This window comes from Geodermatophilus sp. URMC 64 (genome assembly GCF_053502555.1).
On the sequence record NZ_CP199955.1, the window covers coordinates 1,927,801 to 1,953,764 of the forward strand.

At 75.1% G+C, this 25,964-nt stretch carries 27 protein-coding genes; 11 read left to right on the forward strand and 16 right to left on the reverse strand.

Annotated features, from left to right (window positions below):
- Positions 1-7 precede the first annotated feature (7 nt).
- The 3 genes from ACWIYF_RS09515 to ACWIYF_RS09525 are packed head-to-tail and all read left to right on the forward strand — an operon-like array spanning position 8 to position 2,230.
- Complete coding sequence (locus ACWIYF_RS09515) at positions 8-1,297, forward strand: YibE/F family protein (protein ID WP_448627878.1); 1,290 nt, start codon at positions 8-10, stop codon at positions 1,295-1,297.
- Positions 1,294-1,911 (forward strand): class I SAM-dependent methyltransferase, encoded by a 618-nt coding sequence (locus ACWIYF_RS09520; RefSeq protein WP_448627879.1) that lies wholly within the window; start codon positions 1,294-1,296, stop codon positions 1,909-1,911. Before ACWIYF_RS09515 ends, ACWIYF_RS09520 begins: the two co-directional genes overlap by 4 nt.
- A complete protein-coding gene (locus tag ACWIYF_RS09525) occupies positions 1,901-2,230 on the forward strand; it encodes a TraR/DksA family transcriptional regulator (protein ID WP_448627880.1) in 330 nt (109 codons plus the stop codon). Before ACWIYF_RS09520 ends, ACWIYF_RS09525 begins: the two co-directional genes overlap by 11 nt.
- Here the strand turns inward: ACWIYF_RS09525 and ACWIYF_RS09530 are convergent.
- From ACWIYF_RS09530 to ACWIYF_RS09550, 5 genes are all read right to left on the reverse strand, one after another.
- Positions 2,227-3,126: a glycosyltransferase family 2 protein gene (locus ACWIYF_RS09530; RefSeq protein WP_448627881.1), complete on the reverse strand. Its 900-nt coding sequence runs from the start codon at positions 3,124-3,126 to the stop codon at positions 2,227-2,229. The two genes, ACWIYF_RS09525 and ACWIYF_RS09530, sit on opposite strands and share 4 nt — an antisense overlap.
- The gene (locus ACWIYF_RS09535; protein ID WP_448627882.1) at positions 3,123-3,968 is read right to left on the reverse strand and encodes a glycosyltransferase family 2 protein; all 846 of its coding nucleotides are present in this window, start codon (positions 3,966-3,968) and stop codon (positions 3,123-3,125) included. Before ACWIYF_RS09535 ends, ACWIYF_RS09530 begins: the two co-directional genes overlap by 4 nt.
- Positions 3,965-4,906, reverse strand: a complete 942-nt coding sequence (locus ACWIYF_RS09540; RefSeq protein ID WP_448627883.1) for a prenyltransferase — start codon at positions 4,904-4,906, stop codon at positions 3,965-3,967. The genes ACWIYF_RS09535 and ACWIYF_RS09540 overlap by 4 nt, the downstream gene beginning before the upstream one ends.
- 148 nt (positions 4,907-5,054) lie before the next feature.
- The gene (locus ACWIYF_RS09545) at positions 5,055-5,837 is read right to left on the reverse strand and encodes a class I SAM-dependent methyltransferase (protein ID WP_448627884.1); all 783 of its coding nucleotides are present in this window, start codon (positions 5,835-5,837) and stop codon (positions 5,055-5,057) included.
- Entirely contained in the window at positions 5,831-7,084 is a 1,254-nt protein-coding gene (locus ACWIYF_RS09550) for a glycosyltransferase family 4 protein (RefSeq protein ID WP_448627885.1), read from the reverse strand. The genes ACWIYF_RS09545 and ACWIYF_RS09550 overlap by 7 nt, the downstream gene beginning before the upstream one ends.
- Positions 7,085-7,158: 74 nt before the next feature.
- Here ACWIYF_RS09550 and ACWIYF_RS09555 point away from each other — a divergent pair, with 74 nt between their 5' ends.
- From ACWIYF_RS09555 to ACWIYF_RS09565, 3 genes are all read left to right on the forward strand, one after another.
- Positions 7,159-7,452, forward strand: coding sequence for a Dabb family protein (locus ACWIYF_RS09555; protein WP_448627886.1), 294 nt, complete (start codon positions 7,159-7,161; stop codon positions 7,450-7,452).
- A gap of 54 nt (positions 7,453-7,506) precedes the next feature.
- Positions 7,507-8,259 carry a hypothetical protein gene (locus ACWIYF_RS09560; RefSeq protein ID WP_448627887.1) on the forward strand — a complete coding sequence of 251 codons (753 nt, stop codon included), beginning with the start codon at positions 7,507-7,509 and terminating at the stop codon, positions 8,257-8,259.
- A 120-nt stretch (positions 8,260-8,379) separates the two neighbouring features.
- Complete coding sequence (locus ACWIYF_RS09565) at positions 8,380-9,444, forward strand: DUF4192 domain-containing protein (protein ID WP_448627888.1); 1,065 nt, start codon at positions 8,380-8,382, stop codon at positions 9,442-9,444.
- A gap of 13 nt (positions 9,445-9,457) precedes the next feature.
- On the opposite strand, the gene ACWIYF_RS09570 is transcribed toward ACWIYF_RS09565, so the two are convergent.
- The 3 genes from ACWIYF_RS09570 to ACWIYF_RS09580 form a co-directional block, all read right to left on the reverse strand.
- Positions 9,458-11,542 carry a S9 family peptidase gene (locus ACWIYF_RS09570; RefSeq protein WP_448627889.1) on the reverse strand — a complete coding sequence of 695 codons (2,085 nt, stop codon included), beginning with the start codon at positions 11,540-11,542 and terminating at the stop codon, positions 9,458-9,460.
- A gap of 84 nt (positions 11,543-11,626) precedes the next feature.
- Positions 11,627-11,917, reverse strand: a complete 291-nt coding sequence (locus ACWIYF_RS09575; protein ID WP_448627890.1) for a hypothetical protein — start codon at positions 11,915-11,917, stop codon at positions 11,627-11,629.
- 57 nt (positions 11,918-11,974) lie between these two features.
- Complete coding sequence (locus ACWIYF_RS09580; RefSeq protein ID WP_448627891.1) at positions 11,975-12,697, reverse strand: metal-dependent transcriptional regulator; 723 nt, start codon at positions 12,695-12,697, stop codon at positions 11,975-11,977.
- 143 nt (positions 12,698-12,840) lie between these two features.
- On the opposite strand from ACWIYF_RS09580, the gene ACWIYF_RS09585 reads away from it, so the two are divergent.
- Both ACWIYF_RS09585 and ACWIYF_RS09590 read left to right on the forward strand, forming a co-directional pair.
- The gene (locus ACWIYF_RS09585) at positions 12,841-14,022 is read left to right on the forward strand and encodes an acetoin utilization protein AcuC (protein ID WP_448627892.1); all 1,182 of its coding nucleotides are present in this window, start codon (positions 12,841-12,843) and stop codon (positions 14,020-14,022) included.
- Positions 14,015-16,747, forward strand: coding sequence for a bifunctional acetate--CoA ligase family protein/GNAT family N-acetyltransferase (locus ACWIYF_RS09590; protein WP_448627893.1), 2,733 nt, complete (start codon positions 14,015-14,017; stop codon positions 16,745-16,747). The genes ACWIYF_RS09585 and ACWIYF_RS09590 overlap by 8 nt, the downstream gene beginning before the upstream one ends.
- Before the next feature lie 4 nt (positions 16,748-16,751).
- On the opposite strand, the gene ACWIYF_RS09595 is transcribed toward ACWIYF_RS09590, so the two are convergent.
- From ACWIYF_RS09595 to dtd, 3 genes are all read right to left on the reverse strand, one after another.
- A complete protein-coding gene (locus tag ACWIYF_RS09595) occupies positions 16,752-16,943 on the reverse strand; it encodes an alpha/beta fold hydrolase (protein ID WP_448627894.1) in 192 nt (63 codons plus the stop codon).
- Between the two features lie 132 nt (positions 16,944-17,075).
- Entirely contained in the window at positions 17,076-18,059 is a 984-nt protein-coding gene (sigB, locus tag ACWIYF_RS09600; protein WP_448627895.1) for an RNA polymerase sigma factor SigB, read from the reverse strand.
- 282 nt (positions 18,060-18,341) lie between these two features.
- Positions 18,342-18,773 (reverse strand): D-aminoacyl-tRNA deacylase, encoded by a 432-nt coding sequence (gene dtd, locus ACWIYF_RS09605; RefSeq protein WP_448627896.1) that lies wholly within the window; start codon positions 18,771-18,773, stop codon positions 18,342-18,344.
- 42 nt (positions 18,774-18,815) lie between these two features.
- Here dtd and ACWIYF_RS09610 point away from each other — a divergent pair, with 42 nt between their 5' ends.
- A complete protein-coding gene (locus tag ACWIYF_RS09610) occupies positions 18,816-19,403 on the forward strand; it encodes an HhH-GPD-type base excision DNA repair protein (protein WP_448627897.1) in 588 nt (195 codons plus the stop codon).
- 152 nt (positions 19,404-19,555) lie between these two features.
- Positions 19,556-19,861: a DUF3099 domain-containing protein gene (locus tag ACWIYF_RS09615; protein WP_448628740.1), complete on the forward strand. Its 306-nt coding sequence runs from the start codon at positions 19,556-19,558 to the stop codon at positions 19,859-19,861.
- On the opposite strand, the gene ACWIYF_RS09620 is transcribed toward ACWIYF_RS09615, so the two are convergent.
- Together ACWIYF_RS09620 and ACWIYF_RS09625 are read right to left on the reverse strand one after the other, a co-directional pair.
- A complete protein-coding gene (locus ACWIYF_RS09620; protein WP_448627898.1) occupies positions 19,858-20,727 on the reverse strand; it encodes a carbohydrate kinase family protein in 870 nt (289 codons plus the stop codon). The two genes, ACWIYF_RS09615 and ACWIYF_RS09620, sit on opposite strands and share 4 nt — an antisense overlap.
- A 1-nt stretch (position 20,728) precedes the next feature.
- Complete coding sequence (locus ACWIYF_RS09625) at positions 20,729-21,652, reverse strand: pseudouridine-5'-phosphate glycosidase (protein ID WP_448627899.1); 924 nt, start codon at positions 21,650-21,652, stop codon at positions 20,729-20,731.
- A 50-nt stretch (positions 21,653-21,702) separates the two neighbouring features.
- Between ACWIYF_RS09625 and ACWIYF_RS09630 the strand changes: the two genes are divergently transcribed.
- Entirely contained in the window at positions 21,703-21,933 is a 231-nt protein-coding gene (locus ACWIYF_RS09630) for a DUF3039 domain-containing protein (protein WP_448627900.1), read from the forward strand.
- Between the two features lie 12 nt (positions 21,934-21,945).
- On the opposite strand, the gene ACWIYF_RS09635 is transcribed toward ACWIYF_RS09630, so the two are convergent.
- The 3 genes from ACWIYF_RS09635 to ACWIYF_RS09645 all read right to left on the reverse strand — a co-directional run bounded on the left by ACWIYF_RS09635 (position 21,946) and on the right by ACWIYF_RS09645 (position 25,726).
- Positions 21,946-23,049 carry a YihY/virulence factor BrkB family protein gene (locus ACWIYF_RS09635; RefSeq protein WP_448627901.1) on the reverse strand — a complete coding sequence of 368 codons (1,104 nt, stop codon included), beginning with the start codon at positions 23,047-23,049 and terminating at the stop codon, positions 21,946-21,948.
- 94 nt (positions 23,050-23,143) lie between these two features.
- The gene (locus tag ACWIYF_RS09640; RefSeq protein ID WP_448627902.1) at positions 23,144-25,366 is read right to left on the reverse strand and encodes a VanW family protein; all 2,223 of its coding nucleotides are present in this window, start codon (positions 25,364-25,366) and stop codon (positions 23,144-23,146) included.
- A 144-nt stretch (positions 25,367-25,510) separates the two neighbouring features.
- Positions 25,511-25,726, reverse strand: coding sequence for a DUF7455 domain-containing protein (locus ACWIYF_RS09645; protein ID WP_448627903.1), 216 nt, complete (start codon positions 25,724-25,726; stop codon positions 25,511-25,513).
- Between the last annotated feature and the right edge of the window lie 238 nt (positions 25,727-25,964).

The following is a 25,964-nucleotide window of genomic DNA, read 5'->3' on the forward strand; positions in this document are numbered from 1 at the left end:
TGGCCGGGTGCCGTCTTCCCCTTCGCACGCCCACAGCCACGGCCCCGACCCGCATGCGCCGCCGCCCGACGAGCAGACGCTGGCCCGCCGGCGCCGCGCCGTCCGGCTGATGCTCCTCCTGCTCGTCCCCGTCGGGCTGGCCACCGTGCTCGGCCTGGTCCTGCTGTGGCCGAGCGGCGACCCGGGCCGCGCCGAGCGGGCCGCCGCGTCGGCGGTGCCGGCCGGCGCCACGTTCCCCCACGGCACGGTCTCGGGCATCACGCCCTACGACTGCTCGGTGATCGACCAGACCGGGCGCAACCAGCACCTGACCTGCGCGACCGTGGTGGTCGAGGTCACCGAGGGGGCGAGCGAGGGGGAGTTCGTCCAGATCGACGTGCCGGCCGAGGTGGTCGCCTACGGGCTGGACGAGGGCGACGAGATCGTCCTGCAGCGCGATCCGGGCACCGAGGAGGGGCCGACCTACTCGTTCATCGACTACGCGCGCACGACGCCGGTCGTCGTGCTCGCCATCGCGTTCGCGGTGGTAGTCGGCGCGGTCGCCCGGCTGCGCGGGCTCGCCGCGCTGCTCGGCCTGGGCTTCGCGTTCGTCGTCCTCCTGCAGTTCGTGCTGCCGGCCCTGCTGGGGGGTGGCTCACCGACCTGGGTCACCCTGGTCGGGGCGTCGGCGATCATGTTCGTCGTCCTGTACCTGGCCCACGGGTTCTCCGCGCGGACGACGACGGCGCTGGTCGGCACGCTGTTCGGGCTGGTGCTGGTCGCCGGGCTGGGCGCGCTGGCCGTGTCGATCAGCCGGCTCACCGGCTTCTCCAGCGAGGAGACCCTCCAGCTGCAGGCGTTCGACCCGACGCTGGACTTCTCCGGCCTGGTCATCGCCGGCGTCGTGGTCGCCGGGCTCGGCGTGCTCAACGACGTGACGATCACCCAGGCGTCGGCGGTGTGGCAGCTCAACGACGCCGATCCGGCGATGACCTGGCGGCAGCTGTTCGCCCGCGGGATGGCGATCGGCCGCGACCACATCGCCTCGACCGTGTACACGATCGTGTTCGCCTACGCCGGCGCCGCCCTGCCGCTGCTGCTGCTCTTCGAGGTCTACACCCGGCCGGCCGGCACGGTGCTCACCAGCGACGTCGTGGCCGAGGAGGTGATCCGCACGCTGGTGGGCGGGATCGGCCTGGTGCTCGCGACCCCGGTCACGACGGCGGTCGGCGCGTTCTTCGCCCGGCTGTCCTCGACCGAAGCCGGCGCGGCGGCCGACCGCGGGTTCGCCGCGCTGCGTGCGAAGGTGGCCCGGTGAGTGATCTCCTCGCCGCCGCCGAAGCCGCGCCCGGGTTCATGCCCGCCGAGGAGGGGCAGGCCCTCTACGAGGCCGCCCGGACCGTCGCCGTCCCAGGGCCCCTGCTGGAGGTGGGCAGCTGGATGGGCAAGTCGGCGCTCTACCTCGCCGCGGCCGCCCGCGAGACCGGTCGCCAGGTGGTGACCGTCGACCACCACCGCGGCTCCGAGGAGCACCAGCCCGGCTGGGAGTACCACGACCCGTCACTGGTCGACCCCCTGGTGGGGCGGATCGACACCCTGCCGCGGTTCCGGCGGACCATCGCCGACGCCGGCGCCGAGGACGTCGTGATCGCCGTCGTCGCCCGCTCGGAGGTGCTGGCCCCGCTGTGGTCGACCCCGCTGGCGCTGCTGTTCCTCGACGGCAGCCACACCGAGGAGTCCGCCCGCCGCGACCAGGACGCGTGGGTGGCCAAGCTCGCGGTCGGCGGCACGCTGGCGATCCACGACGTCTTCCCCGACCCGGCCGACGGCGGCCAGGCGCCGTTCGGCGTCTACACCCGGGTGATCGCGACGGGGGACTTCGCGGAGCTGCCCGCCACCGGCTCGCTCCGGGTGCTGCGCCGTGTCCGCTGACCCCCTCGACACCGAGCGGGCCGCCGTCCTCGGCGACATCGAGTCGCTGACCCGCGAGTTCGAGCAGGTGGTCGCGGCGTCGGAGGCGTCCAACGCCGACGACGAGCACGACCCCGAGGGCGCGACGATCGCCTTCGAGCGGCAGCAGGTCGCGGCGCTGCTCGAGCAGGCGCGGCGGCGGCTCGCCGAGATCGACGCCGCGTTCGCCCGCCGGGAGGCCGGCACCTACGGCGTGTGCGAGACCTGCGGCCGGCCGATCGCCGCGGAGCGCCTGGCCGCCCGGCCCGCCGCGCGCACCTGCATCGACTGCGCGACCTAGCTGACGTACCGCCGCGCGGTGGACCGCCGCTGCGCCTCCTCCAGCGCGGCGAAGCGGGCCTCGGCGTGGGCAGGGAGCACCCGTCGCTCGCGCAGCACCCACGGCGCGCCGCGGACGGCGTCGAGCAGACCCAGCGCGCTGATCCGGTCGCGCGGCAGCGCCCGCAGCAGGTGCAGGGTGCGGCGCAGCGCCGGTCGCACCGGCCGGCGCAGCCACGTCGTCCAGAGGGTGTTGCGGATGCCGTCCCGGCGGCGCTTGTGCGGGTCGCGGGCCCGGCTCGCCTGGTGGTGCACGGTCAGCTGGGGCAGGTAGCACAGCTCCCAGCCGGCGGCGGCGAGGTCGCCGGCCATCAGCTCCTCCTCGCCGCCCAGCCACAGCCGCTCCGAGAAGCCGCCGATCTCGGTGAACGCCTCGCGGCGCAGCACCGACGCGCCGGCCAGGAACGAGCCGAGGGCGGGGCCGGGCAGCCAGTGGGCGCCGCGGACGGGGGAGTCGCGCAGCTCCGGCACGATCGGGTCCTCCCGCCCGCCGGGCTCGACCAGGATGCGCGCGGTCACCACGGCCAGCCGCGGATGGGCGTCCAGGACGTCGGCGGCGGCACGCAGCGAGCCCGGTTCCCACCAGGTGTCGTCGTCGCAGAAGGCGACGTAGGGGGTGGTCAGCCGGGCGACCCCCAGGTTGCGGCCGACGGCGCCGAGGTTCTCCGCGCTGGCGATCAGCTCGACCGCGGGGAAGTGCGCCCGGACGGCGTCGGCGGTGCCGTCGGTCGAGCCGTTGTCGACCACGACGACGTGCGGCCGTTCGGGCAGGGCGCGCAGCAGCCCGAGCGTGCGCAGCAGTTCGTCGCGGCGCTGGTGGGTGATGACGACGACGGCGACCCGAGGGTCCTCTGTCATGCTCGCGCCAGCCGCTGGACGTCGGCCCAGACGGCCGGAGGCACGGTCCGGCGGCGGCGCAGTGCGGCCGGGACGTCGGGGAGCGCGCCGCACAGGCCCCGCAGCCCGGGCCGGCCGGCGCGCACCGCCCGCAGCAGCAGGCCGGGCAGCGCGGCCGCGGGGTAGCGCATCAGCCCGGTGAGCACGCGGCTGCGCCAGATCGCCGCCTGCCGGCGGGCGGGTGCGTCCCGCCGCGGGGACGGGTGGTGGTGGATGGTGACCTCGTCGACGTAGGCCATGCCCCAGCCGGCCGCCACCAGGTCGAGGGCCACCCGCTCCTCCTCGCCGGGGAAGCGGACCACCGGGTCGAACCCGCCGACCGCCTCGAACGCCTCGGTGCGGACCAGCGCCGCGCAGGCGACGAAGCCGAGCAGGGCGGGGCCGGGCAGGTCCGGCGGCGTGCCGAGGGGGCTGTCGGCCATCTCGGCGCAGACCGGGTCCAGCCGCTCCTCCGGTCCGACGAGGATCCGGGCGTTGAGCAGCGCCAGCCGGGGGTGCGCCCGCATGATCTTCACCGCCCGGGCCAGGTCGCCGGGCGCCCACCACGAGTCGTCGTCGGCGAATGCGACGAACTCTGTGCCGGCGGCGGCCACGCCCCGCGTGCGCCCGCTAGCCCCCTCGTTGCGCCCCAGCGGCAGCACGGTCACCTCGGGGCGCGCCTCGCGGACCGCCTCGACGGTGCCGTCGGTCGAGCCGTTGTCGACCAGGATCACCGGCGCCTCGTGCCGGGGCAGGGTGGTCAGCAGGTCGTCCCGGCGGTTGCGGCTGGCGACGACGACGGTGACCTCGGGGGGAGCGCTCACGGCAGGACTCTGCCCGCCGTCCCCGGCAGCCAATCAGCGCGCTCCGTGATCTCGGCGGTACCGGGCGCGGGCAGCGCCCCGGGATCGGTGAACAGCCCCGCGGCGCCGCTCGCGCCGGCCAGGGCGTCGGCGGCCAGGACGACGGCCGCCGCCGTCCACGTCGTCCGCTCCACCGGCCACCGCGCGTCGTCGGCGTAGACGTACCCCGTCCAGTAGGAACCGTCGTCGTGCCGCAGGTGCTGCATGGCCGCGAGCTGCTCGAGCGCGGCGTCGCGCTGCCCGGCGGCGGCCAGGGCGAGGGCGAGCTCGCAGGTCTCCGCGCCGGTCACCCACGGGCGGTCGGCGACGCACCGGGCGCCCAGCCCGGGGACGACGAACCGGTCCCAGCCGGCGGCCAGCCGGTCGCGGGCGGCCTCGCCGGTGACCGCGCCGCCGAGCACGGGGTAGTACCAGTCCATCGAGTAGCGCGACCGGTCGGCGAAGGCCTCGGGGCGCTCGCGCAGGGCGGTGCCGAGCTCGGTGACCGCCAGCTCCCAGTCCGGCTGCGGCTCGTCCAGCAGCCCGGCCAGCGCGACACCGCAGCGCAGCGCCTGGAACAGGCTGGCGTTGCCGGTGAGCAGGGCCGTGCCGTCCGGGGTCCCGTCCGGGCGCAGCGCCCAGCCGACCGCGCCGCCGGGCAGCTGCATGCGGGTGACCAGATCGAGGCCGCGGCGGACCGCCGGCCACAGCTCGGTCACCCGCTCCTCGTCGCCGGTGACCAGCCAGCCGTGCCAGGCGCCGACGGCGAGGTAGCCGGCGTGGTTGCTCTCGGCGGCCGGGGCGCTGACCGCGCCGTCGCGGTACTCGGCGGCCCAGGAGCCGTCCGGGCGCTGGCGGCCGGCCAGCCAGCGGTAGGCCGCGCGGGCACGGGCGTGCTCGCCGCCGACGTCGAGCGCCATCGCCGCCTCGACCGAGTCCCAGGCGTCGAGCTGGCCGCCGCGGAACCACGGCAGAGCGCCGTCCCGGGCCTGCTCGGCGGCGATCGACGCGACGGTGCGGCGGACCTGCTCGCCGGTCAGGACGCCCGGCAGGACCGGCAGGTCGGCGTCAGCGGGCCGCAGCGGTCCGCTCCGCGTCCGTGCTGCCCGCCGCCGCGGCCGGCCGTCGCGCCGGGCGGGCGATGCCGGGCTTGTCCGCGTAGACCACCAGGCTCTTGCCGAGCACCGGGTCGAGAACCTTCTCGGCGGCGCGCGTCAGCCAGGGGCGATTCATCAGGTCCCACACGAGCAGCCGGTGATAGGCGCGGACGGCGGCGGTGTCGCGGTCGACGCCGACGGCGCACTTCAGCCACCAGAACGGCGCGTGCAGGGCGTGCGCGTGGTGGCTCCCGCCGGGGACGAGCCCGGCGGCGGCGAGGCGGGTCCGCAGCACGTCGCCGCGGTAGATGCGGACGTGGCCGCCCTCGTTGGCGTGGTAGGCGCCGGAGAGCGCCCAGCAGATCCGCTCGGGGCCGTAGCGCGGCACGCTCACCGCCACCCGGCCGCCGGGTGCGAGCACCCGGGCGATCTCGGCGAACGCGGTCACGTCGTCGGGGATGTGCTCGAGCACCTCCGAGGCGATCACCCGGTCGACGGTCGCGTCGGGGAACGGCAGCGCGGTCAGGTCGCCGCGGACCACCGCGAACCGGGCGCCGTCCGGAGCCTCCCCGGCCTCGGCGATCGCGCCCAGCCAGCGCTTCGTCGTCTCGACCTCGTCCCGCCCCCAGTCGACGGCGATCACGCGGGCGCCGCGGCGGTAGGCCTCGAAAGCGTGCCGGCCCTCGCCGCAGCCGAGGTCGAGCACGGTCATGCCCGGCCGGACGTCGAGCCGGTCGTAGTCGATCGTCAGCACGGGCGTCCCTTCGCGCGCAGCACCTCGGCGTACCAGTCGGCGGTGCGCTGCGCGGTGGCCCGCCACGTGTAGGACTCGAGCACCCGGCGGCGGCCGGCGCGGCCCAGCTGCTCGCCCAGCGAGGGCGAGTCGAGGACCAGGGCGAGCGCGGCGGTGAGCTCGCCGACGTCCCCGGCCTTGACCCGCAGGCCGGCCTTGCTGCCGACCACCTCGGGCAGGGCGCCGGCGTCGGTGGTCACCAGCGGGGTGGCGCACGCCATCGCCTCGATCGCGGGCAGGGAGAAGCCTTCGTAGAGGGACGGGATCGCCACGACGGCTGCGCGCTGCAGCAGCTCGACCAGCTGGGGCTCGGGGAGGAAGCCGGTGAAGCGGACGGCGTCGCGCAGCGCGAGCCGGTCCAGCGCCGCCTCCGCGGGGCCGCCCGGCCGCGCGCTGCCGACGACGGTGAGCCGGACCGGGCGCTCGGTGCGCAGCTTCGCGACCGCCTCGAGCAGGTGGACCAGACCCTTCAGCGGCACGTCGGCGCTGGTGATGACGACGATGGACTGCGGGTCGCGCGGCTGGCCGGGCGGCGGCGCGGTGAAGACGCCGGGGTCGATGCCGACCGGGATGACCTCGATGCCCGCGGCCGGCACGCGCATGTGCGTCTCGATGTCGCGGCGGGAGTTCTCCGACACGGTGGTCAGCCCGTCGAGGCGGGGTGCGACGCGCGCCTGCATGCGGGTGAAGGCGTACCAGCGGCGCAGCGTCAACCGCCGGCGCAGCGTGGGGGCGGCGGCGAGCTCGAGGTCGCGGTCGATGGCGATCGGGTGGTGGACGGTGGCCACGGTGGGCAGGCCCGCGCGCGTCAGCCGCAGCAGGCCGTAGCCGAGGGACTGGTTGTCGTGGACGACGTCGAACTCCGCGCGGCGACGCAGCAGCAGGCGGGCGGCGCGCAGGGTGAACGTGAGCGGCTCGGGAAAGCCGGCGGTGCACATGGTCGCCCACTCGGCGACGTCCACCCAGTCGCGGAACTCCGAGGGCCGCGGCGTCCGGAACGGGTCCGGCTCGCGGTAGAGGTCGAGGCTGGGGACCCGGGTGAGGGCGATCCCGTCGTCGAGCTCGGGGTAGGGCTGGCCGCTGAGCACCTCGACGCGGTGGCCGAGCTCGGCCAGCTCGCGCGACAGCGCGCGCACGTAGACGCCCTGGCCCCCGCTGTGCGGCTTGCTCCGGTAGGACAGCAGTGCGATGCGCAACGACCGTCCCATGCAGCGGACTCTAACGAGCCGTTGTTACCGACCGGTCGCAGGCGCGGCGGCCGGCGCCTGACACGCTCTGGCGCATGCTGCGCCACGTCGTGCTCTTCACCTGGTCCGACGCCGCCGACGCGGAGCGCCGGGCGGCCACGCTGGCCGCGCTCCGCCGGCTGCCCGAGGAGGTCGGCGGGATGACCGCCTTCGCCGTCGGCGACGACGCGGGGCTGCGCGAGGGCAACGCGCACACCGCGCTGGTCGCGGACTTCCCCGACGCCGACGCCTACCTCCGCTACGCCGAGGACCCGGCGCACCTCGCGGTGATCGAGGAGCACGTCAAGCCGTACGTCGCCGCGCGCAGCGCGGTCCAGTACGAGGTCTGATGCCCGCGCCCCGGGCCGGTGCGCGACGACGCCGGGCGGCCTACCGTCGCAGTCATGCGTCACACCGCGTCCCGTACCCGCCGCGCCGCCGGACTCCTCGGTGCCGGGCTGGTGACCGGCGCGGTCCTGACCGGCTGCGGCAGCGACGAGACGGCGACCGCCCCGGCCGCCGCCACCGGCCCGGCGACCGCCGCCGCACCGGCGGCCGACACCGCTACCCCGGACCTGGCTGACGGCCTGCTGCCCGCCACAGCGTTCGGACCGGATGCCACGGTCATCCCCGTGCCCGCCGACCGGCTGGACCGCGCGGGCGACCTGGCCGGCGCGCTGGCTTTCGTGCAGGTGACCCCCGATTCTTGCGCGACGGCCCTGCGCGAGGCGCTCCCGCAGGTGGCCGCCGTGTCGGAGGCGGCGGCGGAGGTCGCCCGGAGCGGGGACACGGTGACCGCCGAGCTGCTGGCCCGCCCGGCGGGGGCCGACGCCGTGGGGCAGTTCACCACGCTGAGCCAGGCCTGTGCGTCGGCGCAGGTGTCCGCGGGCGAGCACGGCGAGGGCACCGTGACGGTGACCCCCCTCGGCCTCCCCGCCCTGGCCGGTGGCGTGCCCGCCGCGGCCGTGTCCGTCGCCGTCGAGGCCACCGGCCCGGACGGGCAGGCGTGGTCCGGCACGGCGCTGGCTGCCGTCGTGCAGGACGGGGACCGCGTGCTCGCGCTCGCCCAGGCGGCGCCGTCCGGCGGCGCCGTCGACCCGGCCACGTTCACCGACCTCCTCCAGCAGGCCGTCGACGCGCAGAACGCGCTCGACTGACGGCCGACGCTAGGCGGCGGCCCGCCTGCCGCGCCGGTACGCATCCACAGGCGCCGGCCCCGTCCACAGATCTGCCGGAGCCGGCCCACGGCCGGCCGCCGGTGCCCAGGCTCCCTGGGCATGGACGAGTGCGAGTACGAGGTGCGGATCTCCGACCCCGGCGAGGTCGCGGCGGGCCTGCCGCACCTGCTGGGGTTCCGCCCTGAGGAGTCGGTGGTGATCGTCGGGCTGGGCGGACCGTCGGGCGGGCGTGTGGGCCTGACCGTGCGCGCCGACATCCCACCGCCCGAGCACGCCGTGCCGCTGGCGGCGGCCTTGGCCCGCGGCGTCGCGACCGACGATCCGGCCGCGGTGCTGGTCGCCGTCGTCACCGAGGCCGACGACGAACCGGGCGGGTGCGACGGGGTGGACCTGCCGCACCGCGACCTCGTCCACGCGCTGGTCATGACCCTCGCCGAGGCGGCCATCCCGGTGCGCGACGTCCTCCTCGTCCGCCGCGGGCGCTGGTGGTCCTACGACTGCCCGTACGAGTGCTGCGCTCCGGCCGCCGGGACACCGCTGCCCGAGGGCGTGTCCGCGCTGGCCGCCGCCTCCGTCGCCACCGGCCAGGTGCTCGCCCAGAGCCGGCAGGAGCTGGAGGCGCGGCTCACGCACCTGGACCGGATGGACCACGAGGAGGTCCGCGAGGCCTCCTTCCAGATGGTGCGCGCCCGCTCGGCCCGCGCGAACGAGGCCGGGTGGGCCGCCGTCGAGCAGGACGCCTGGGCCGCCGTCGAGACCGCCGTCCGCGAGCGCCGCGGCGACGGCGTCGTGCCCGCGCTCGGTGCCCAGGAGGTGGCCGAGATCGTCTGGGGGCTGCAGCACACCACGCTGCGGGACCGCGCGCTCGGCCTGGCGCTGGGGGACGACGCGGCCGCGGCCGAGGCGCTGTGGACCGAGTGCACCCGACGAGCACCGTGGATGCTCGCCGCGGCACCGGCCACCCTGCTCGCGGTCAGCGCCTGGCTGCGCGGGGACGGCGCCATGGCCGGTGTCGCGCTCGAGCGAGCGCTCGACAGCGACGAGGACTACCCGCTGGCCCGGCTGCTCCGCTCGGCGCTGGCGGCGTGCCTGCGCCCCGAGGAGCTGCGCGCCATGATCGTCGCCACGGTGAGCCGGCTCCATGACGCGCGCAGCGCGCGGTGACCGCGGGGGCCGCTCAGAGCAGCTCGGGGCGCCGCCACTCCTCGCCCAGCACGTGCTCGGCCAGGAAGGCGATGACCGTCTCGTACCAGACCGCCGCGTTCCCCGGCGTGAGCACCCAGTGGTTCTCGTCGGGGAAGTACAGGAACTTCGAGGGGACGCCGCGCTTCTGCAGGTCGTACCAGAGGCGCAGCCCCTCACCGATCGGCACCCGGTAGTCCTTGTCGCCGTGGATGACCAGCATCGGCGTGCGGATCGCGTCGGCGAAGCGGTGCGGCGAGTTCTGCTCGTAGCGCTTGGGCTCGCGCAGCGGGTCGCCCCACTCCTTCTCCCAGTAGTACGCCGCGTCGGTGGTGCCGGTGAACGCGTCGAGGTCCCACAGGCTGGCGTGGGTCACGATCGCCCGGAACCGGTCGGTCTGCGTGGCCACCCAGTTGGCCATGTAGCCGCCGAACGAGCCGCCCATCGCCGCGGTGCGGGTCTCGTCGATGTCGGGCCGCTGCTCCACGAGGTCCGCCGCCGCCATCAGGTCGGTGTAGGGAGCGCCGCCCCACTCGCCCCAGCCGCGCCGCACGAAATCCTGGCCGAAGCCCTGCGACAGCGCCGGGTTCGGCAGCAGGACGGCGTAGCCGCGGGCGGCCAGCACCCAGGGGCACCAGCGCCACGACCAGGAGTTCCAGCTCATCAGCGGCCCGCCGTGGATCCACAGCAGCAGCGGCGCCGGGGACTCGGCCGAGGCGCCCTCCGGGAGCACCAGCCAGCCCTGCACCCGGGCGCCGTCCGGCGCGGTGGCCTCGATCTCCTCCACGCGTCCCGGGAGGTGCTCGATCGTGCCGGGGTTGGGGAGGACGACGGGCTCCTGCCGCTCGGCGGCGGGGTCGAGCCGGACCGGCACGGCCGGGGAGTCGTAGGCCGAGCGCAGCGCGTACAGGGCGCTGCCGTCGCGGGCGACCTGCAGGTCGCTGTAGGCACCGTCGCCGGTGAGCCGCACCGGCGTCCCGCCGGTGACGTCGACGCGGAAGATCGCGTGCCGGCCGTCGTCGTCGGCGAGGAAGTAGACCGCCGACCCGTCGGCGCTGAACTGGGGCGCGCTGGGCCAGCGGTCGAAGCCGCCCGTCAGCTCGGTCGCGCGGCCGCTGTCGACCTCGACGAGCAGCAGGGTGTAGTCCGGCGGGTCGGCGTAGGTCGAGAGGGTCTCGCGCACGCAGACCAGGGCGCGGCCGTCGGGGGAGAACCGGGCGCTGTGGACGTCGGCCAGCGGGTCGTCCACCAGGACCCGCCCGTCCCCGGTGGCGGTCTCGACGAGCACCAGCCGGTTGCGCCGCCCGGCCGGTCCGTCGGGGACCTCCTCGCTGCGGGCCAGCAGCCCGCCGTCGGGGGAGAGGCTGATCTCCTCGCCGGCGCCGTTCGGCGGGCCGGCGTCCGGGGTGAGATCACGCAGCCGCGGCGGCTCGGGCGCCTGGCCGGCAGCCGCGTCGGCGGGCACCTGCCCCAGCCAGAAGGCGTGCGGCACCGCCGGCCCGAGGTCGTGGTCCCAGAAGCGCACCGGGTAGGCCTCGTGCAGGATCGCCGAGACGCCGGCGTCCTTGCGGTCCTTGCGCCGGGCCTCGTCGGCCTCGGCGTCCGCGGCACCGGGCATCGTCGAGGCGAGGACGGCGACGTCGCCGCTGTCGGCCGCGACGGCGAAAGCGCTGAGCCCCGCACCGCGGGAGAGCACGAGCCGCGCCTCGCCACCGGTCGAGGGCAGGCTCCACAGGGCGGCCTGCGGGTCGCCGTTCTTGTCGGAGCCCGCCTCCGGGTCGGGGCGCGCGGAGGTGAACAGCAGCGAGCCGTCGGGCGCGAAGGCCGGCGAGGACTCACCCGGCGCGCTGCGGGTGAGCCGGTGCGCGGGACGCCGGCCCTCCGGGTCGACCTCCCACAGCGCCGACTGCCACTTCTTCTTCTCCGCGTCCAGCGTCTGCACCGAGACGACCAGACGACGCCCGTCCCGGGAGAGGGCCAGGCCACCGAGGCGGGGCAGCGCGACGAAGTCGGCCAGCCGGTGGAACGGGCTGGGCGCGGGGTTCTCGGCGGCGGGAGCGGAAGTGTCGGGCTGGCTCACGGGGCGTCCTTCGCGGGCGGGGATCGTGTCCTCCACCGTAATGAGCGCCGCAGTCCCGTCCTGCCGGCGGTTGCCGCCCCGACGTCAGCCGAGCGGCACGAACCGGCGCAGCTTCCCGGTTCGCTCGTCCCGGGCCAGCACGGGAACCCCCTCGACGCTCACGTCGGCACCGCGAAGACCCGCGTCTGCGAGCGCGACGGCGAGCCGCCCGGACGACCAGGGGTGCACCGCCCGGTCGCCGAACCGGAGTACGTCGTCCGAGCGCCCGCGAACGACGGCCCGCAGGTGCGCCGGCCGGCCGGGGACCTGGGGCTGGACGACGAAGCTGTCCGGGATCCGGTAGCGGATGAGCGGCTGTACGTGGACCCCGAGCAACGCCCCGGAACGGCGAGAGCCGCGGTCCCCGGGCGGGACCGCGGCTCTCCGGGCGGCTCAGAGGACCGCGGCCGCCTCCGCGGGGGTGAGGTCCTCGTCGAGGGCCCGGACGAACAGGTGCTGCGCCACCCCGGGGGGCAGCGCGTAGTCGTCGAGGGTCACCGAGCCGTCGACGAGGCGGGCGGTCATCGTGGCGCCGGGCCGGACACCCCGCTCGTCCAGGGCGCGCAGCGTCTCCGGCTCCTGCAGCTGCTCGCTGATCCGCGTGATCACCACCTGGCGACCGTCCGGGGTCGCGGTCGTGGAGAGCAGGGTCAGCGAGTGCAGCACGGCGGAGGTCTCCCCGCCCAGCGGCTCGTCGCCGGCCAGCATGTCCAGGCCGGGGATCGGGTTGCCGAACGGCGATACCGTGGGGTTGCCCAGCAGGCGGAGCAGCTTGCGCTCCACCGCTTCGCTCATGACGTGCTCCCAGCGGCAGGCCTCCTCGTGCACGTCGGCGTAGTCGAGGCCGATCACGTCGACGAGCAGGCACTCGGCCAGCCGGTGCTTGCGCATGACCGCGGTGGCGAGCGCGCGGCCCTCCTCCGACAGTTGCAGGTGCCGGTCGCCCTCCACCCGGAGCAGTCCGTCGCGCTCCATGCGGGCGACGGTCTGGCTGACGGTCGGGCCGCTCTGGTGCAGCCGCTCGGCGATCCGGGCGCGGAGCGGGACGATGCCCTCTTCCTCCAGCTCGAAGATCGTCCGGAGGTACATCTCCGTGGTGTCGATGAGGTCGTTCACAGGTACTCCTCCGTGTCGAACACGCATTCTACGGACGATCACCCCGGAATCGGCGGCCCCGAGCGGGTGGTCGACAGCGGCGTCGGCCACTCACGTGACCGGGTAGCGTCGCCCGCGCCGGGCTGTGGTGCGAGGAGGGCCCCATGAGCGACGCCGTGACCGTGGTCTGGGACGAGAGCCTGCTCGGTTACACGATGGGTGGCGAGCACCCGCTGCACCCCGTCCGCCTCGACCTCACCATGCGCCTGGCCGACGCGCTGGGCGTGCTGGCCGGCGACCGCATCCAGGTGGTCAAGCCGACCCCCGCCGACGTCGACCTGCTCACCCTGGTGCACGACCCGGCCTACCTGGAGGCGGTCAAGCGCGCCCCGGCCGACCCCGACGTCGGCCACGGGCTCGGCACGCCCGACAACCCGATCTTCGACGGCATGTACGACGCCGCCGCGCTCATCGCCGGCGGCAGCGTGCTCGCCGCGCAGCTGGTCCACGAGGGCAAGGCTCAGCACGCGGTGAACATCTCCGGCGGCCTGCACCACGCGATGCGCGACGCCGCCTCGGGCTTCTGCGTCTTCAACGACGCCGCGATCGCCATCCGCTGGCTGCTGAACCAGGGCTACGAGCGGATCGCCTACGTCGACGTCGACGTGCACCACGGGGACGGCGTCCAGGCGGCCTTCTACGACGAGCCGCGGGTGCTCACCGTGAGCGTGCACCAGACCCCGCTGACCCTCTTCCCGGGCACCGGCTTCCCCGAGGAGACCGGTGATCCGCAGAAGGCGCTGGGCGGCGCGGTCAACCTCGCCCTGCCCAACGGCACCGACGACTCCGGGTGGCTGCGCGCGTTCAGCGCCGTCGTCCCGAGCGTGCTCAAGGCGTTCCGGCCGCAGATCATCGTCAGCCAGTGCGGCTGCGACGCCCACCACGAGGACCCCCTGGCCGACCTGGCGCTGACGGTCGACGGCCAGCGGGCCAGCTACCGGCTGATGCACGACCTGGCGCACGAGATCTGCGACGGCCGGTGGATCGCGCTGGGCGGCGGGGGTTACGGCCTGGTCCGCTGCGTGCCGCGGGCCTGGACGCACCTGCTGGCCACCGCCGGCGAGGTGCCGCTGGACCCGGCCACCGAGATCCCGGAGTCCTGGCGGCAGGACGTCGAGAGGCGCGGGCTGCGCGCCCGGCCGCCGACGCACATGACCGAGGGCGGCTGGACCGGCTTCGCGCGCTGGGACACGTTCACCGAGTCCCGCGTCGACCGGGCGATCCTGCGCACCCGCCGCGCCTGCTTCCCCTACTTCGGCCTGGACCCGGACGATCCCCGTGACTGACCAACAGATCACCCAGCCATCTCCCGAGCGGACGACGAGCGCGCCGCCGGCCGTCGAGCCCCCACCCCCGCCGGCGCACTGGGAGGCCGACGTCATCGCCGCCGACGGCGGCACGGTGCACCTGCGGCCGATCTGCCCGGAGGACGCCGAGGGCCTGGTCGGGCTCATGGAGCGCAGCTCCGACCAGACCCGCTACTACCGCTTCTTCGGTCCGATGAAGCGGCTCTCCGAGCGCGACCTGCACCGGTTCACCCACGTCGACCACGTCGACCGGGTGGCCTTCGTCCTGCTGCTCGGCGGCGACCTCATCGGCGTCGGCCGCTACGACCGGCTGCCCGGCACCGACGAGGCCGAGGTGGCCTTCCTCATCGAGGACGCCCACCAGGGCCGCGGCCTGGGGTCGGTGCTGCTCGAGCACCTGGCCGCCGCCGCCCGCGAGCGCGGGGTCGCGAAGTTCGTCGCCGAGGTGCTCAGCCAGAACGCCCGCATGGTCCGCGTCTTCCTCGACGCGGGCTACGAGCCCCGCCGGGAGTACGAGGACGGCGTCGTCCACCTGACCTTCCCGATCGCGCAGACCGAGACGGCGCTCGCCGTCGCCTACGAGCGCGAGCAGCGCAGCGAGTCCCGGTCGATCGCGCGGCTGCTCACCCCGTCGTCGGTCGCCGTCGTCGGGGCGAGCAACGACGACGGCAAGATCGGCAACGTCCTGCTGCGGCACCTGCTCGAGTACGGCTTCGACGGGCCGGTCTACCCGGTCAACCCCGGCGCCCGGCACGTCCGCGGGGTGCCCGCCTACGCCGACGTCGAAGCGATCCCCGACGACGTCGACCTCGCCGTCATCGCGGTCCCGGCCGACCGCGTCGCCGGCGTCGTGGAGGCCTGCCGCCGCAAGCGGGTCCGCGGCCTGGTCGTCGTCTCCGGCGGCTTCGGCGAGACCGGCGAGGAGGGACGGATCGCCCAGCGCGACCTGGTCACCGCCGCCCGCGCGTCGGGCATGCGCGTCGTCGGGCCCAACTGCCTGGGCATCGTCAACACCGACCCCGCGCTGCGGCTCAACGCCAGCCTCGCGCCCAAGGTCCCCGGCCGCGGCCGGGTCGGGTTCTTCGCCCAGTCCGGCGCGCTGGGTGTCGCCCTCCTCGAGCGTGCCCGCAGCCGCGGCATCGGCCTGTCCACCTTCGTGTCGGCCGGCAACCGCGCCGACGTCAGCGGCAACGACCTGCTGCAGTACTGGGCCACGGACCCGGCCACCGAGGTCGTGCTGCTCCATCTGGAGAGCTTCGGCAACCCGCGCAAGTTCGCCCGGCTGGCCCGCCGGGTCGGGCGCAACAAGCCGGTGGTGGCGGTCAAGAGCGGCCGGAACGTGGGCATGGCCCCCGGCCTGGCCGGGACGTCGGTGCAGGTCCCCGAGCAGTCGGTGGCCGCGCTGTTCGCCTCGGCCGGCGTCATCCGCGTCGAGACGGTCGCCCAGCTCTTCGACGTCGGCACGCTGCTGGCCCACCAGCCGCTGCCGGAGGGCAACCGCGTCGCCGTGGTCGGCAACTCCACCGCGCTGGGCGTGCTGGTCGCCGACTCCATCCTCGAGCAGGGGCTCGAGCTGGCCGACGACGCCCCGGTCGACATCGGGACGACAGCCGGGCCCGAGGCCTTCCGGGCCGCGCTGCAGGCGGCCGTGGACGACAAACGGGTCGACTCGATCGTCGCCGTCTACCTGCCGCCGATGGTCACCGGCTCCGCGGAGGTCGGCCGGGCGCTGCGCGAGGTGTCCCTGGGCTCGCCGAAGCCGATCGTGGCGACGTTCCTCTCCACCGAGGGGGTCCCGCCGGAGCTCGCCGTCCTCGACGAGTCGGGGATGCCGGCCCGCGGCTCGGTCCCGTCGTTCTCCACGCCCGAGCGCGCCGTCATCGCCCTCGCCATGGTCAGCCAGTACGCGCGCTGGCGGAGCCGGCCGGTCGGCCGGCTGCCCGAGCTGCCCGACGTCGACGAGGCCACCGCCCGGGCGGTCGTGCACAAGGTCCTCGCCGAGGTCCCCGGCGGCCGCGACCTCACCGACGACGAGGCCCTGACCGTGCTGGGCGCCTACGGCGTCCCGCTGCTGCGCAGTCACCGGGTGACCAGCGCCGACGAGGCCGTGGCCGCCGCCGAGAAGATCGGCTACCCCGTCGTCCTCAAGTCGACCGCTCCCTGGCTGCGCGACCGGACCGATCTCGGCGGCGTGCGCCTGGACCTCAAGGACGCCGACGACGTCCGCGCCGCTCACGCGGCCATCCCGGCCGGCGATCCGATGATCGTCCAGGAGATGGCCGCGCCGGGCGTGGCCACGGTGGTCGGGATCGTCGACGACCCGTCCTTCGGCGCCCTCGTGAGCTTCGGGCTCGGCGGCGTGGCGACCGACCTGCTCGGCGACCGCGCCTACCGCACGCTTCCGCTGACGGACCTCGACGCCGCGGAGCTGGTGCGGGCGCCGCGGGCCTGGCCGCTGCTCAACGGGTACCGCGGCTCGGAGCCGGTCGACATCGCCGCGATCGAGCAGCTGCTGCTGCGCGTCGCGCGGCTGGCCGACGACCTGCCCGAGGTGCTGGCGCTGGGCCTGGAGCCGGTCATCGTCGGCCCGCCCGACCCCTGGCACGGCGGCCGCTCGCTGGTGGTCGCCGGTGGCGGCCTCCGCGTCGGCCCGCCCACCGGCCGCGTCGAGCCCGGCCCGCGAAGGATGCGCAGCCCGGTCTGAGCGCTCACCCGGCCAGGAACGCCTCCACCTCGGCGAGGAACACCGCCCACGCCGGTTCGTCGGCGAGGAGGATGTGATTGCCGCCGTCCAGGGCGACGAACCGGCTGCCGCGGAGCGTGGACGCGGTTGGCCGGCCCTGCGCGAACGGGCACGCCCTGTCGTCGCGGGCGTGGAGGACCAGTGCCGGCGTCCGCACCCGGGCGGCGGTGGCGACGACGTCGATGGGGCCGCTGACGACACCGCGACCAGCCCTCGCCCCCGGGACGGCCCGGCCGGGAGACGACGAAGGGCCGCCTCCGGCAGGGGAGGCGGCCCTTCGACGAGGCGCTTACGCCAGGTAGTCGCGCAGGGCGTCGGCGCGCTCCGGGTCGCGGAGCTTGGCCATCGTCTCGCGCTCGATCTGCCGGACCCGCTCGCGGGACAGACCGAACTGCTTGCCGATCTGCTCGAGGGTGCGCGGCTGGTTGCCGTCCAGCCCGAACCGGAGGACGACGACGTCGCGCTCCCGGTCCTCGAGGGTCGACAGCACGTTGCGGACGTCGCCCTTCATCATCTGGAAGGCGACCGCGTCCTCGGCGACCGCGGCGTCGGCGTCCTCGATGAAGTCACCCAGGCGGGACTCCTCGTCGGCACCGACGGTCTGGTCGAGGCTGACCAGGTCGCGGCTGTACTCGAGCAGCTCGGTGATCCGCTCCGGCGTCATGTCCAGCTCGAGCCCGAGCTCCTCCGGAGTGGGCTCGCGCTCCAGCTCCTGGTGCACCCGGCGGCGGGTGCGCACGACCTTGTTGACCTGCTCGGCCAGGTGGACGGGCAGCCGGATCGTGCGGCCGGAGTCGGCCATCGCGCGGGTGATCGCCTGCCGGATCCACCACGTCGCGTACGTCGAGAACTTGAAGCCCTTGGTGTAGTCGAACTTCTCGACCGCGCGGATCAGGCCGACGTTGCCCTCCTGGATCAGGTCCAGGAACGTCATGCCGTGCCCGGTGTAGCGCTTGGCCACCGAGACGACCAGCCGCAGGTTGGCCTCGAGCAGGTGCGCCTTGGCGGCCTTCCCGTCGATCGCGAGGGCCTTGTAGTCCCGCTGCAGGGCAGGGGTCAGCTTCTTCTCGGCCAGCAGCCGGTCGGCGTAGAGCCCGGCCTCGATCCGCTTGGCCAGCTCCACCTCCTGCTCGGCGGTCAGCAGGGCGGTCTTGCCGATCGTGTTGAGGTACACGCGCACCAGGTCGGTCGACACCAGGCCCGTGGTGTCGGACTCCCGGCGCGGCGAACGCACCTCGAGGGTGTCAGTGGGGGAAGACTGCAACAGCGTCACGGTGTGTCTTCGTCCTTGCCTTCTGTTCGGATGCAACCGTCGCCACGTCGCGGGGCGGCACGATCCGGGCGTCGTGGTGCCGGTCTCCGGGATCGCCGGGGTGGCACCTGGCTCTTCTTCCGGTGTGGTACGCCCGGAACAACGGCGTCGACCGGGCTCCGTGTTCCACGGATGCCCGTATCACAGGGAACGCACAGGCCGTGCGTTCGGTCACGTACACGTACGTGAACACGTACCCGGGTCGAGGGACGTCTCAACGTGCGGGGCGCAATCTTTCTTCCGTCAGGTCTCCAGCAGCAGGGTCATCGGGCCCTCGTTCACCGAGCTGACCTGCATGGACGCCCGGAACACGCCGGTGGCGACCGGCGCGCCACGCCGGCGCAGCTCGGCCACCACCTCCTCGACGAGGGGCTCGGCGACCTCCGCCGGAGCCGCGGCGTCCCAGGACGGACGGCGCCCCTTGCGCGTGTCGGCGTAGAGCGTGAACTGACTCACCACGAGGACCGGCAGCCCGAGGTCGGCGGCGGAGCGCGCCCCCGTGTCACCGGGGAAGATCCGCAGCTCGTGGATCTTGCGGGCCAGCGCCCGCGCGCGGTCGGCGTCGTCCTCCCGGCCGGCGCCGACCAGCGACAGCAGCCCGCGGCCGATCTCGCCCACGACGGCGCCGTCCACCGTTACAGCCGCTGCACCAACCCGGCTCACCACGGCGCGCACCGGGGCATTCTCCCCGGCCGTCCATGCGGCAGGATCGCGCGGGTGCCGACCCTCACGCTGACCCAGGACGCCGCCGCCGACGAGCTGCTCGGCCGTGACCCGCTCGCGCTGCTGCTCGGCATGCTGTTCGACCAGCAGTTCCCGATGGAGCGCGCCTTCGCCGGCCCGCGGCTGCTCGCCGACCGGCTCGGCGTCGACACCCTCGACGCGGCCGCTCTCGCCGCAGAGGACCCGGAGAAGCTGGCGAAGGCCTTCCAGGGTCCCCCGGCCGTGCATCGGTACCCCGGCTCGATGGCGGCCCGCACCCAGGAGCTGTGCCGGCTGCTGGTCGAGCGCTACGCGGGCCGTGCCGACGCGCTCTGGGCCGACGCCCCCGACGGCGCCACGCTCCTGAAGCGGCTCGGGGAGCTGCCCGGTTTCGGCGCGCAGAAGTCGAAGATCTTCGTCGCCCTGCTGGGCAAGCAGTACGGCGTCACCCCGCCCGGCTGGCGGGAGGCGTCCGGCGCCTACGGCGAGGAGGGGTCACGGCGCTCGGTCGCGGACATCACCGGGCCGGAGTCGCTGGCCGAGGTCCGCGCCTTCAAGCAGGCGCAGAAGCAGGCGGCCAAGGCGGCCCGCGCCGGCGCCTGAGAGCGGGCGAGGAAGTACCTGCATCGGCCCGGATGCGGTGGCACGATGGGTGGCGGAGCCGGTCCGCCCGCGCGGTCTCTTCCTCAGCGCGATCGGCCGGCGGAGGGATGGGTGACGTGGTCTCGAGCCAGGAGTCCGCTCGTTCCCGCAGGATGGAGCCGGTGCTCATCACCGACGCCCAGCGCAGTCTCCTCGAGGAGCACGCGGCGCGGAAGAAGCGCTACGTGATCACCATGGGCATCCGTGCCCTGAGCGTGGTGCTGGCCACGGTCGTGTACGCGACGACGCACATCCTCTGGCTGGTCCTGGCCTTCGCGGCTCTGGGCACGGTGCTGCCGTGGATCGCCGTGATCATGGCCAACGACGGTCCGCCCAAGAGCAAGCAGCACGTGCACCGCTACGACGCCCGGCCCGACCGCACGCTCGAGAATCCGAACGCGCGGGTCATCGAGGGTTAGCGCGCCCCCGGCCGCGCCACCACGCGCGCGGCCAGGGCCAGTCCGGCCTGCAGCGCCGCCGGCGGCTTGCCACCGGCCAGCCAGACCGACAGCAGCCCCGCGGCGAAGGCGTCGCCCGCTCCGGTCGTGTCCACCACCGTCGCCGGGTGCGCCGGCCGGTGGACCAGCGTCGTCCCGGCGGCCCAGAGCCCGCCGTCCGCCCCGAGGCTGACCGCCACCGCCGGATGCCGCGCGGCCAGGGCCCGTGCCGCGTCGGCGACGTCGGAGCAGCCGGTCAGCAGCCGCGCCTCCTCGGCGTTGGGCAGGACCAGCGTCGCCGCGGCGGTGTCGGCCAGCCACCGGTCGACGCCGTACCGCCGCAGCGGCCCCGTCGAGGCGGGATCCACCGACACCGTCGCGCCGACGTCCGCCGCCGCGGTGAGCGCGGCCAGCCCCGCGGCGCGCGAGGGTTCGTCGAGCAGCGTGTAGCCCGACAGGTGCAGGTGCCCGCCCGGCGCGACCGGCGGGACGTCGTCGGGCCGCAGCGCGAGGTTCGCCCCCCGGTCGGCCAGCATGCTGCGCTGCCCGTCCGGCTCGACCAGGCTCACGATCGTGCCGGTCGGCGTCCCCGGCACCGTGCGCAGCGCGCTCCGCACGCCCGCCGCGTCCAGCTCGGCGGCGAGGACGGCGCCGGCCGGGTCGTCGCCGACGCACGCGGCCAGCTGCACCGGGACGCCCAGGCGAGCCAGGTGGACGGCGACGTTCGCTCCGGCGCCGCCGCCGCGGGTGCGGATCGCCGCCGGCCGGTCGGAGCCGGGCGCGGGCTCGCCGTCCAGGACGGCGACCACGTCCGTGGCGACGTCCCCGACCACCAGGACCGGGCGCACCTCAGCCCGCCTGCAGCGCGGCGGCGATCCGCCCGGCCAGCTCGGCGTTGCGCACCACCAGCCGCACGTTGACCGCCAGGGTCGCGGCCGCGCTGGCGCGGTGCAGGTGGTCGAGCACGAACGGGGTGACCGCCTTGCCGCGGATCCCGGCCGCGCCGGCGGCGGCCAGCGCGTCGGCGATGACCCGGTCGTGCAGCTCCGGGTCGAGCTGCTCGTCGGCCGGCAGCGGGTTGGCCACGACCACCGCGCCGGGCGCCAGGTCGCGACGGGCGGCGAAGACCGCGGCGGCCTGCGCCGGGTCGTCCACCGACCAGTCCAGCGGCGATCCGGAGTCGGCGACGTAGAAGCCAGGGAAGGCCGTCGTCCGGTAGCCGACGACGGTGACCGACAGCGACTCCAGCCGCTCCAGCGTCGCCGGGACGTCGAGAATCGACTTCACGCCCGCGCAGACCACGACGATCGACGTGCGGGCCAGGGCGCCCAGGTCGGCGGACTCGTCGAACGTCTCCGCCGATTGCCGGTGCACCCCGCCGAGCCCGCCCGTGGCGAACACCTCGATCCCGGCCCGTGCCGCCAGCAGCGCGGTGCCGGAGACGGTCGTCGCCCCGGACAGCCCCCGGGCGGCCGCCACCGGCAGGTCGCGGATGCCCAGCTTGGCCAGACCGGGGTCGCCGCAGACGCGGTCGACCTGCTCCGGCTCCAACCCGATGTGCGCCACCCCGTCGAGGACGGCGATCGTCGCGGGCACCGCACCCCCGCGGCGGACGGCGTCCTCGACCTCGTCGGCGGCCTTGCGGTTGTCGGGGCGGGGCAGGCCGTGGGCGAGGAGGGTGCTCTCGAGCGCGACGACCGGGCGGCCGGTGGCCAGCGCGTCGGCCACCTCGGGCGAGACGACGGTGCCGGCAACGGGGGAGGAGGGCTGCACGCTGCCATCATGGAGGGCGACGAGAGACGCCCCGCCCACAGGGAGACACCGTGAGCAGCACCGACATCCTCGAGAAGCCCGACGTCCGGGACGCCGACACCGATCAGCCGCCGGAGATGTTCCACTACGTGAAGAAGGACAAGATCGCGGAGAGCGCGGTCATGGGCACCCTGGTCCAGGCGCTGTGCGGCGAGGTCTTCCCGGTCACCAAGGCCCCGAAGCCGGGCAGCCCGGTGTGCCCGGCCTGCCAGGAGATCTACGAGTCGCTGCGCCCGGAGTGAGCCCGCGGGCGGTCAGCCGCCCAGCCCGAGCTTTCTCGCCTCGGACTGCAGCTTGGCCGCCCGCCGCTCCTGGCGGCGCCGCTCGTGCCGGCGCAGGGGTGCCGGCCAGCGCGCCTGGATGGTGGCGTTGAGCTCCGCGCCGAGCAGCACGGCCATCCCGAAGAAGAAGCAGAACAGCAGGGCCGCGATCGGGGCGGCCAGCGCCCCGTAGGGCAGCGCCGTGGTCAGGATGTCGGACACGTAGGTCCGCAGCACGGTCGAGGCGATCAGGAAGAACCCCATCGCCGCCAGCGCCCCCGGCAGGTGCCGCCGCCACGGCAGCCGGCGCGGCAGCATGACGTGGTAGAAGCTGGTCAGGACGACGACCAGGCCCATGACGACCAGCGGCCAGTACACCGCGTTGATCAGCACCGTGGCGACCGGCCGCCAGCCGGCGGGCAGCAGGTCCACCAGGACCTCGCGGCCGAGCACGAGCAGCGGCAGGGTGAGCACCGCGACCACGAGCCCGACGACGAACAGCCACAGCGCCATGAGCCGGGTGGCGATCGGCCCGCGGACGTCGCGCTGGTCGTAGGCGATGACCGCCGTGTTGATGAAGGTCGCCGTGGCGGAGGAGCCGGCCCACAGCGAGAGCAGGAAGCCGACGCTGACGACGTCCAGCCGCCCGGAGCTCAGGATGTCGTTGAGCGTGGGCGCGACCAGCGAGTCCACGACGTCGGGGGTGAGCACCTCGGCGGAGGCGTCGAGCAGCTTGTCCTCGATCTCGGCCACCGAGGCCGCGCCGATGACCTGGCCGACGTAGCCCAGCGTCCCGAGCAGCCCGATGAGCAGCGGCGGCACGGAGAGGATCTGCCAGAACGACGCCTCGGCCGACAGCCCGAGGATGCGGTCCTGCCACGCCTTGGCCACCGTCCGCCCGGCCACCTCCAGCGGCACGCGCGCCCAGCTCGGCCACCCGGCCAGGCGGCCGGAGCCCGCCTCGTCGGCCCGGCCGTCGCCCGTGGCGCCGGCGACGACCGGCTGCGTGTCCTCGGCGACCACCGCCGGCGCCGTCCCGTCCGCGGCCGGCTCGTCGCCGGCACGCGGCGGGGAGCCGCTCGGCAGGACCGCGCTCATGGGCCCAGTGTGCACGCGACGACCTGCGGGGAAGCGGATCGCCACCGGCCGGCCGTCCGGTTCCCCCGGTGGAGGGACCGGCCGGTCGCCGGCGTCAGCCGCCGGGCGTGGGGCCGGCTGGGGGCGCGGCCGGGTCGGCCGGCGGCGGCACGCAGCGGATGATGTCCTCGGCCGCGTAGTGGGTGTTGAACTGCTCGCGGCGGATCTCCGCGCCGGTGTTCGGGTCCTTGAACACCCGGGTCACGGTGATGTCGAAGCCGGTCGAGCCCGACTGCGCCGTGCAGTTGCCGTCGTCCACCTTCTCGATGACTTCGGGCTGGCGGATGTTGCGCCGGTCGCTGCTGAGCGACTCGATCTCGTAGTGCCGGGTGCCCCAGAACGTCACGGTGAGCGACCCGGGCGTCCACTCGGTCTGCACGTAGATGCCGGTGTCGGTGTCGTTCTTCCAGACCAGGTCGATCAGGCCCTCGTACACCGTCGCCTCGCGGCCGGCCGGGTAGCGGCTGATGTAGAAACTGTGCGGCTTGTGGTAGACGTCCTCGAGCCCGGCGAAGAAGACGGCGTTGAACATCGTCGTCGCGAACTGGCTCACGCCGCCACCGACGGCCTGGGAGATCTGGCCGCCGCTGATGACCCCGGCCGGCACGTACCCCTGCGCGGTGCCGCGCGGGCCGGTGTAGGTGTTCAGGCTGAAGGTCTCACCCGGCCGGACGATCGCGCCGTCGACCTCGGCGGCGACCACGCGGATGTTCGTGCCGCTGGCCTGGCTGGTGAAGTTGGTCGTGAAGGTGCTGACCTGCTCGGTGATGCCGAGCGCCTGCGCCTGCTCGGTGGTGAAGGACGCCGGCACCGGGCCCAGCTCGGCGGTGACGCTGCGCGGCGCCGGGGCGGTCAGCACCGGCAGGAGCTGCCCGGCGAGCGCGGCCGGGTCCACCCCGGTGCCGTCCACGGACGGGACGACGCTGATCGTGTCGCCGTCGACCGCGAAGTCGGCGTCCTTGGCGGGGGTGCCGAACTCGCCGAGCTCGTCGCCGAGCTCGCCCTGCAGCTTCGCCGGGTCGAGCGAGACGGCGAGCACGCCGTCGTCCTGGGGCGTGAAGGTCAGCGCGGCGGCGATCGCGGTCACCGGGATCTCGGCCGACGTGGCGCCGTCCTCGCTGACCAGGCTGACCGGTGCGGCCAGGCCCGGGGTGACCGTCTCGTCGAGCACCCGCTGCGCCTCGGCGGCGTCGACGTGCGGCGCGGCCACCTCGACGGGCAGCTCGATCGGGTCGGCCGGGTCGGCGCCCGCGGCCAGCGCGCCGGTGATCGCCGCGACGGCGCCGTCGCGGTCCAGGCTGCGGCCGTCGGCCGGCTGGACCAGCTCGGGCGTGGTGCCGTGCAGCGCGATGCCGGCCTCGACCGGGGCGACGTCGACCTGCCCGGCGATCGCGTCGAGCTGGGCGTCGAGCGCGACCCGGTCGATGGCGAGCACCGGCTCGACGTCCTGGTCGCCGAACAACGAGGTCAGCCGGGTCCAGGGGTTCAGCGGCTGGTCGTCCGCGGCATCGACGGTCGCGTCGACGTCCAGGGTGATGCCGGCGGCGGCCGGCGCCAGGGTGGTCGTGAAGTCGTCGGCGGCGACGGTGTGCTCGGCGGCGACCCGCTCGCCGACCTGGCGCTCGAGGGTCTGCGCGGCGTCGGCGGGGGACAGCCCGCCGATCTCGACGCCCGCGACCACGGTGTTGCGCGGGATGTCGCCGGAGGACAGCAGCAGGTCCACGCCGTAGGCGCCGGCCAGCGCCACCACGGCGGCGGCCGGCGCGAGGACGCCGGGACGGCGCCACCACGGACGACGGGGGCTGCCCGTGCCGCCGTCCTCACCACCGGGCACAGCGGGCGGCCCGGCCGGGGTGCCGGGGCCGGCGCCGTCGGCGGGCAGCACGGTCGTGTCATCGGCGGGGGGCGCCTCGGGCGCATCCGGGAGCGCGGCGTCGTCCAGGACCTGCGTGCTGTCCTGCGCCGCAGCCGCGTCGCCGGCCGTGGTGAGCTCGGCCGCGGGCGCGGCGGCCGCCGGGGCCGCGGCGGCCTCCGGCGGCACCTTCAGCCACTCACGGGAGACGGGGCGGGTGTCGTCCGGCTGCTCGACATAGGGAGGCTGGGCCGGAGGGGTCTGCGGGGCCGGCTGCTCCTGGGCGGGCGGGGGAGTGCCATGGACCGTGGACTGCCCGTGCGCGGCCGGGACGGCTCCGGTCGGCGGTGGGGCGACGACAGGACCGCCCAGGCGGGCGGTCTCGTCGGGCGCGGCACCGTGCTCGGCGCGGGTCTGCTGGGGCATGGGACTTTCCTCGGGTCGCCGTCGACCGGGCGACCCCGGAAACGACGGAGCCGCCGGCCCCTCGCCCGCACTCGGCGGGACGGAGGACGCGGCGGCATCGTCGGGAGAGAGCTCTTTCATTGCGGCGCGACGATAGCGCCTCTCTCACGTTGTGATGCGCTGCTCACCGTCAGTCTCGATGATGTCGACGGCGATGTCACGCAACTTGCTCTCGTACTCACGGGCGTGGTGACCGCAGAAGACGAGGTCACTCCCACTGGCGAGCACGACACGCACCTTGGCCAGGGCGCCACAACGGTCACAGTGGAAGGGCACGACCAGGTCGTCGGTGGGCGGGGTCGTCGTCAGCGTCTGGGTCATCTGGGTCTCACTCGCTCTCTACCGCACGGACCCGCGGCTGCGGATCGGCCTCTGCACAGCGCCAGGATGGCCCCTCCCATTCCCGTAACCCGTCCAATCGGTCCGTGACTCGCCGGGAGCGGGACCGGTGGGACGCGAGGTGCCGGGTAGCAGGGGACGTCACTGGAGCAGTGCGGTTCTCGGTCGTGCTGTGTTGCCGTGGTGCTGGTGTTCGTTCACCGGCCGCGGCCGGTTGTGG

What these genes read in the sequence shown, in the direction of transcription:
- ACWIYF_RS09645 (WP_448627903.1), bottom strand. Translation starts at nt 25,726, where the DNA reads ATGACCCAGACGCTGACGACGACCCCGCCCACCGACGACCTGGTCGTG.
- ACWIYF_RS09585 (WP_448627892.1), top strand. Translation starts at nt 12,841, where the DNA reads ATGAGCGACGCCGTGACCGTGGTCTGGGACGAGAGCCTGCTCGGTTAC.
- ACWIYF_RS09555 (WP_448627886.1), top strand. Translation starts at nt 7,159, where the DNA reads ATGCTGCGCCACGTCGTGCTCTTCACCTGGTCCGACGCCGCCGACGCG.
- ACWIYF_RS09565 (WP_448627888.1), top strand. Translation starts at nt 8,380, where the DNA reads ATGGACGAGTGCGAGTACGAGGTGCGGATCTCCGACCCCGGCGAGGTC.
- ACWIYF_RS09540 (WP_448627883.1), bottom strand. Translation starts at nt 4,906, where the DNA reads ATGGCGCTCGACGTCGGCGGCGAGCACGCCCGTGCCCGCGCGGCCTAC.
- ACWIYF_RS09615 (WP_448628740.1), top strand. Translation starts at nt 19,556, where the DNA reads ATGGAGCCGGTGCTCATCACCGACGCCCAGCGCAGTCTCCTCGAGGAG.
- ACWIYF_RS09635 (WP_448627901.1), bottom strand. Translation starts at nt 23,049, where the DNA reads ATGAGCGCGGTCCTGCCGAGCGGCTCCCCGCCGCGTGCCGGCGACGAG.
- ACWIYF_RS09560 (WP_448627887.1), top strand. Translation starts at nt 7,507, where the DNA reads ATGCGTCACACCGCGTCCCGTACCCGCCGCGCCGCCGGACTCCTCGGT.
- ACWIYF_RS09550 (WP_448627885.1), bottom strand. Translation starts at nt 7,084, where the DNA reads ATGGGACGGTCGTTGCGCATCGCACTGCTGTCCTACCGGAGCAAGCCG.
- ACWIYF_RS09640 (WP_448627902.1), bottom strand. Translation starts at nt 25,366, where the DNA reads ATGCCCCAGCAGACCCGCGCCGAGCACGGTGCCGCGCCCGACGAGACC.
- ACWIYF_RS09530 (WP_448627881.1), bottom strand. Translation starts at nt 3,126, where the DNA reads ATGACAGAGGACCCTCGGGTCGCCGTCGTCGTCATCACCCACCAGCGC.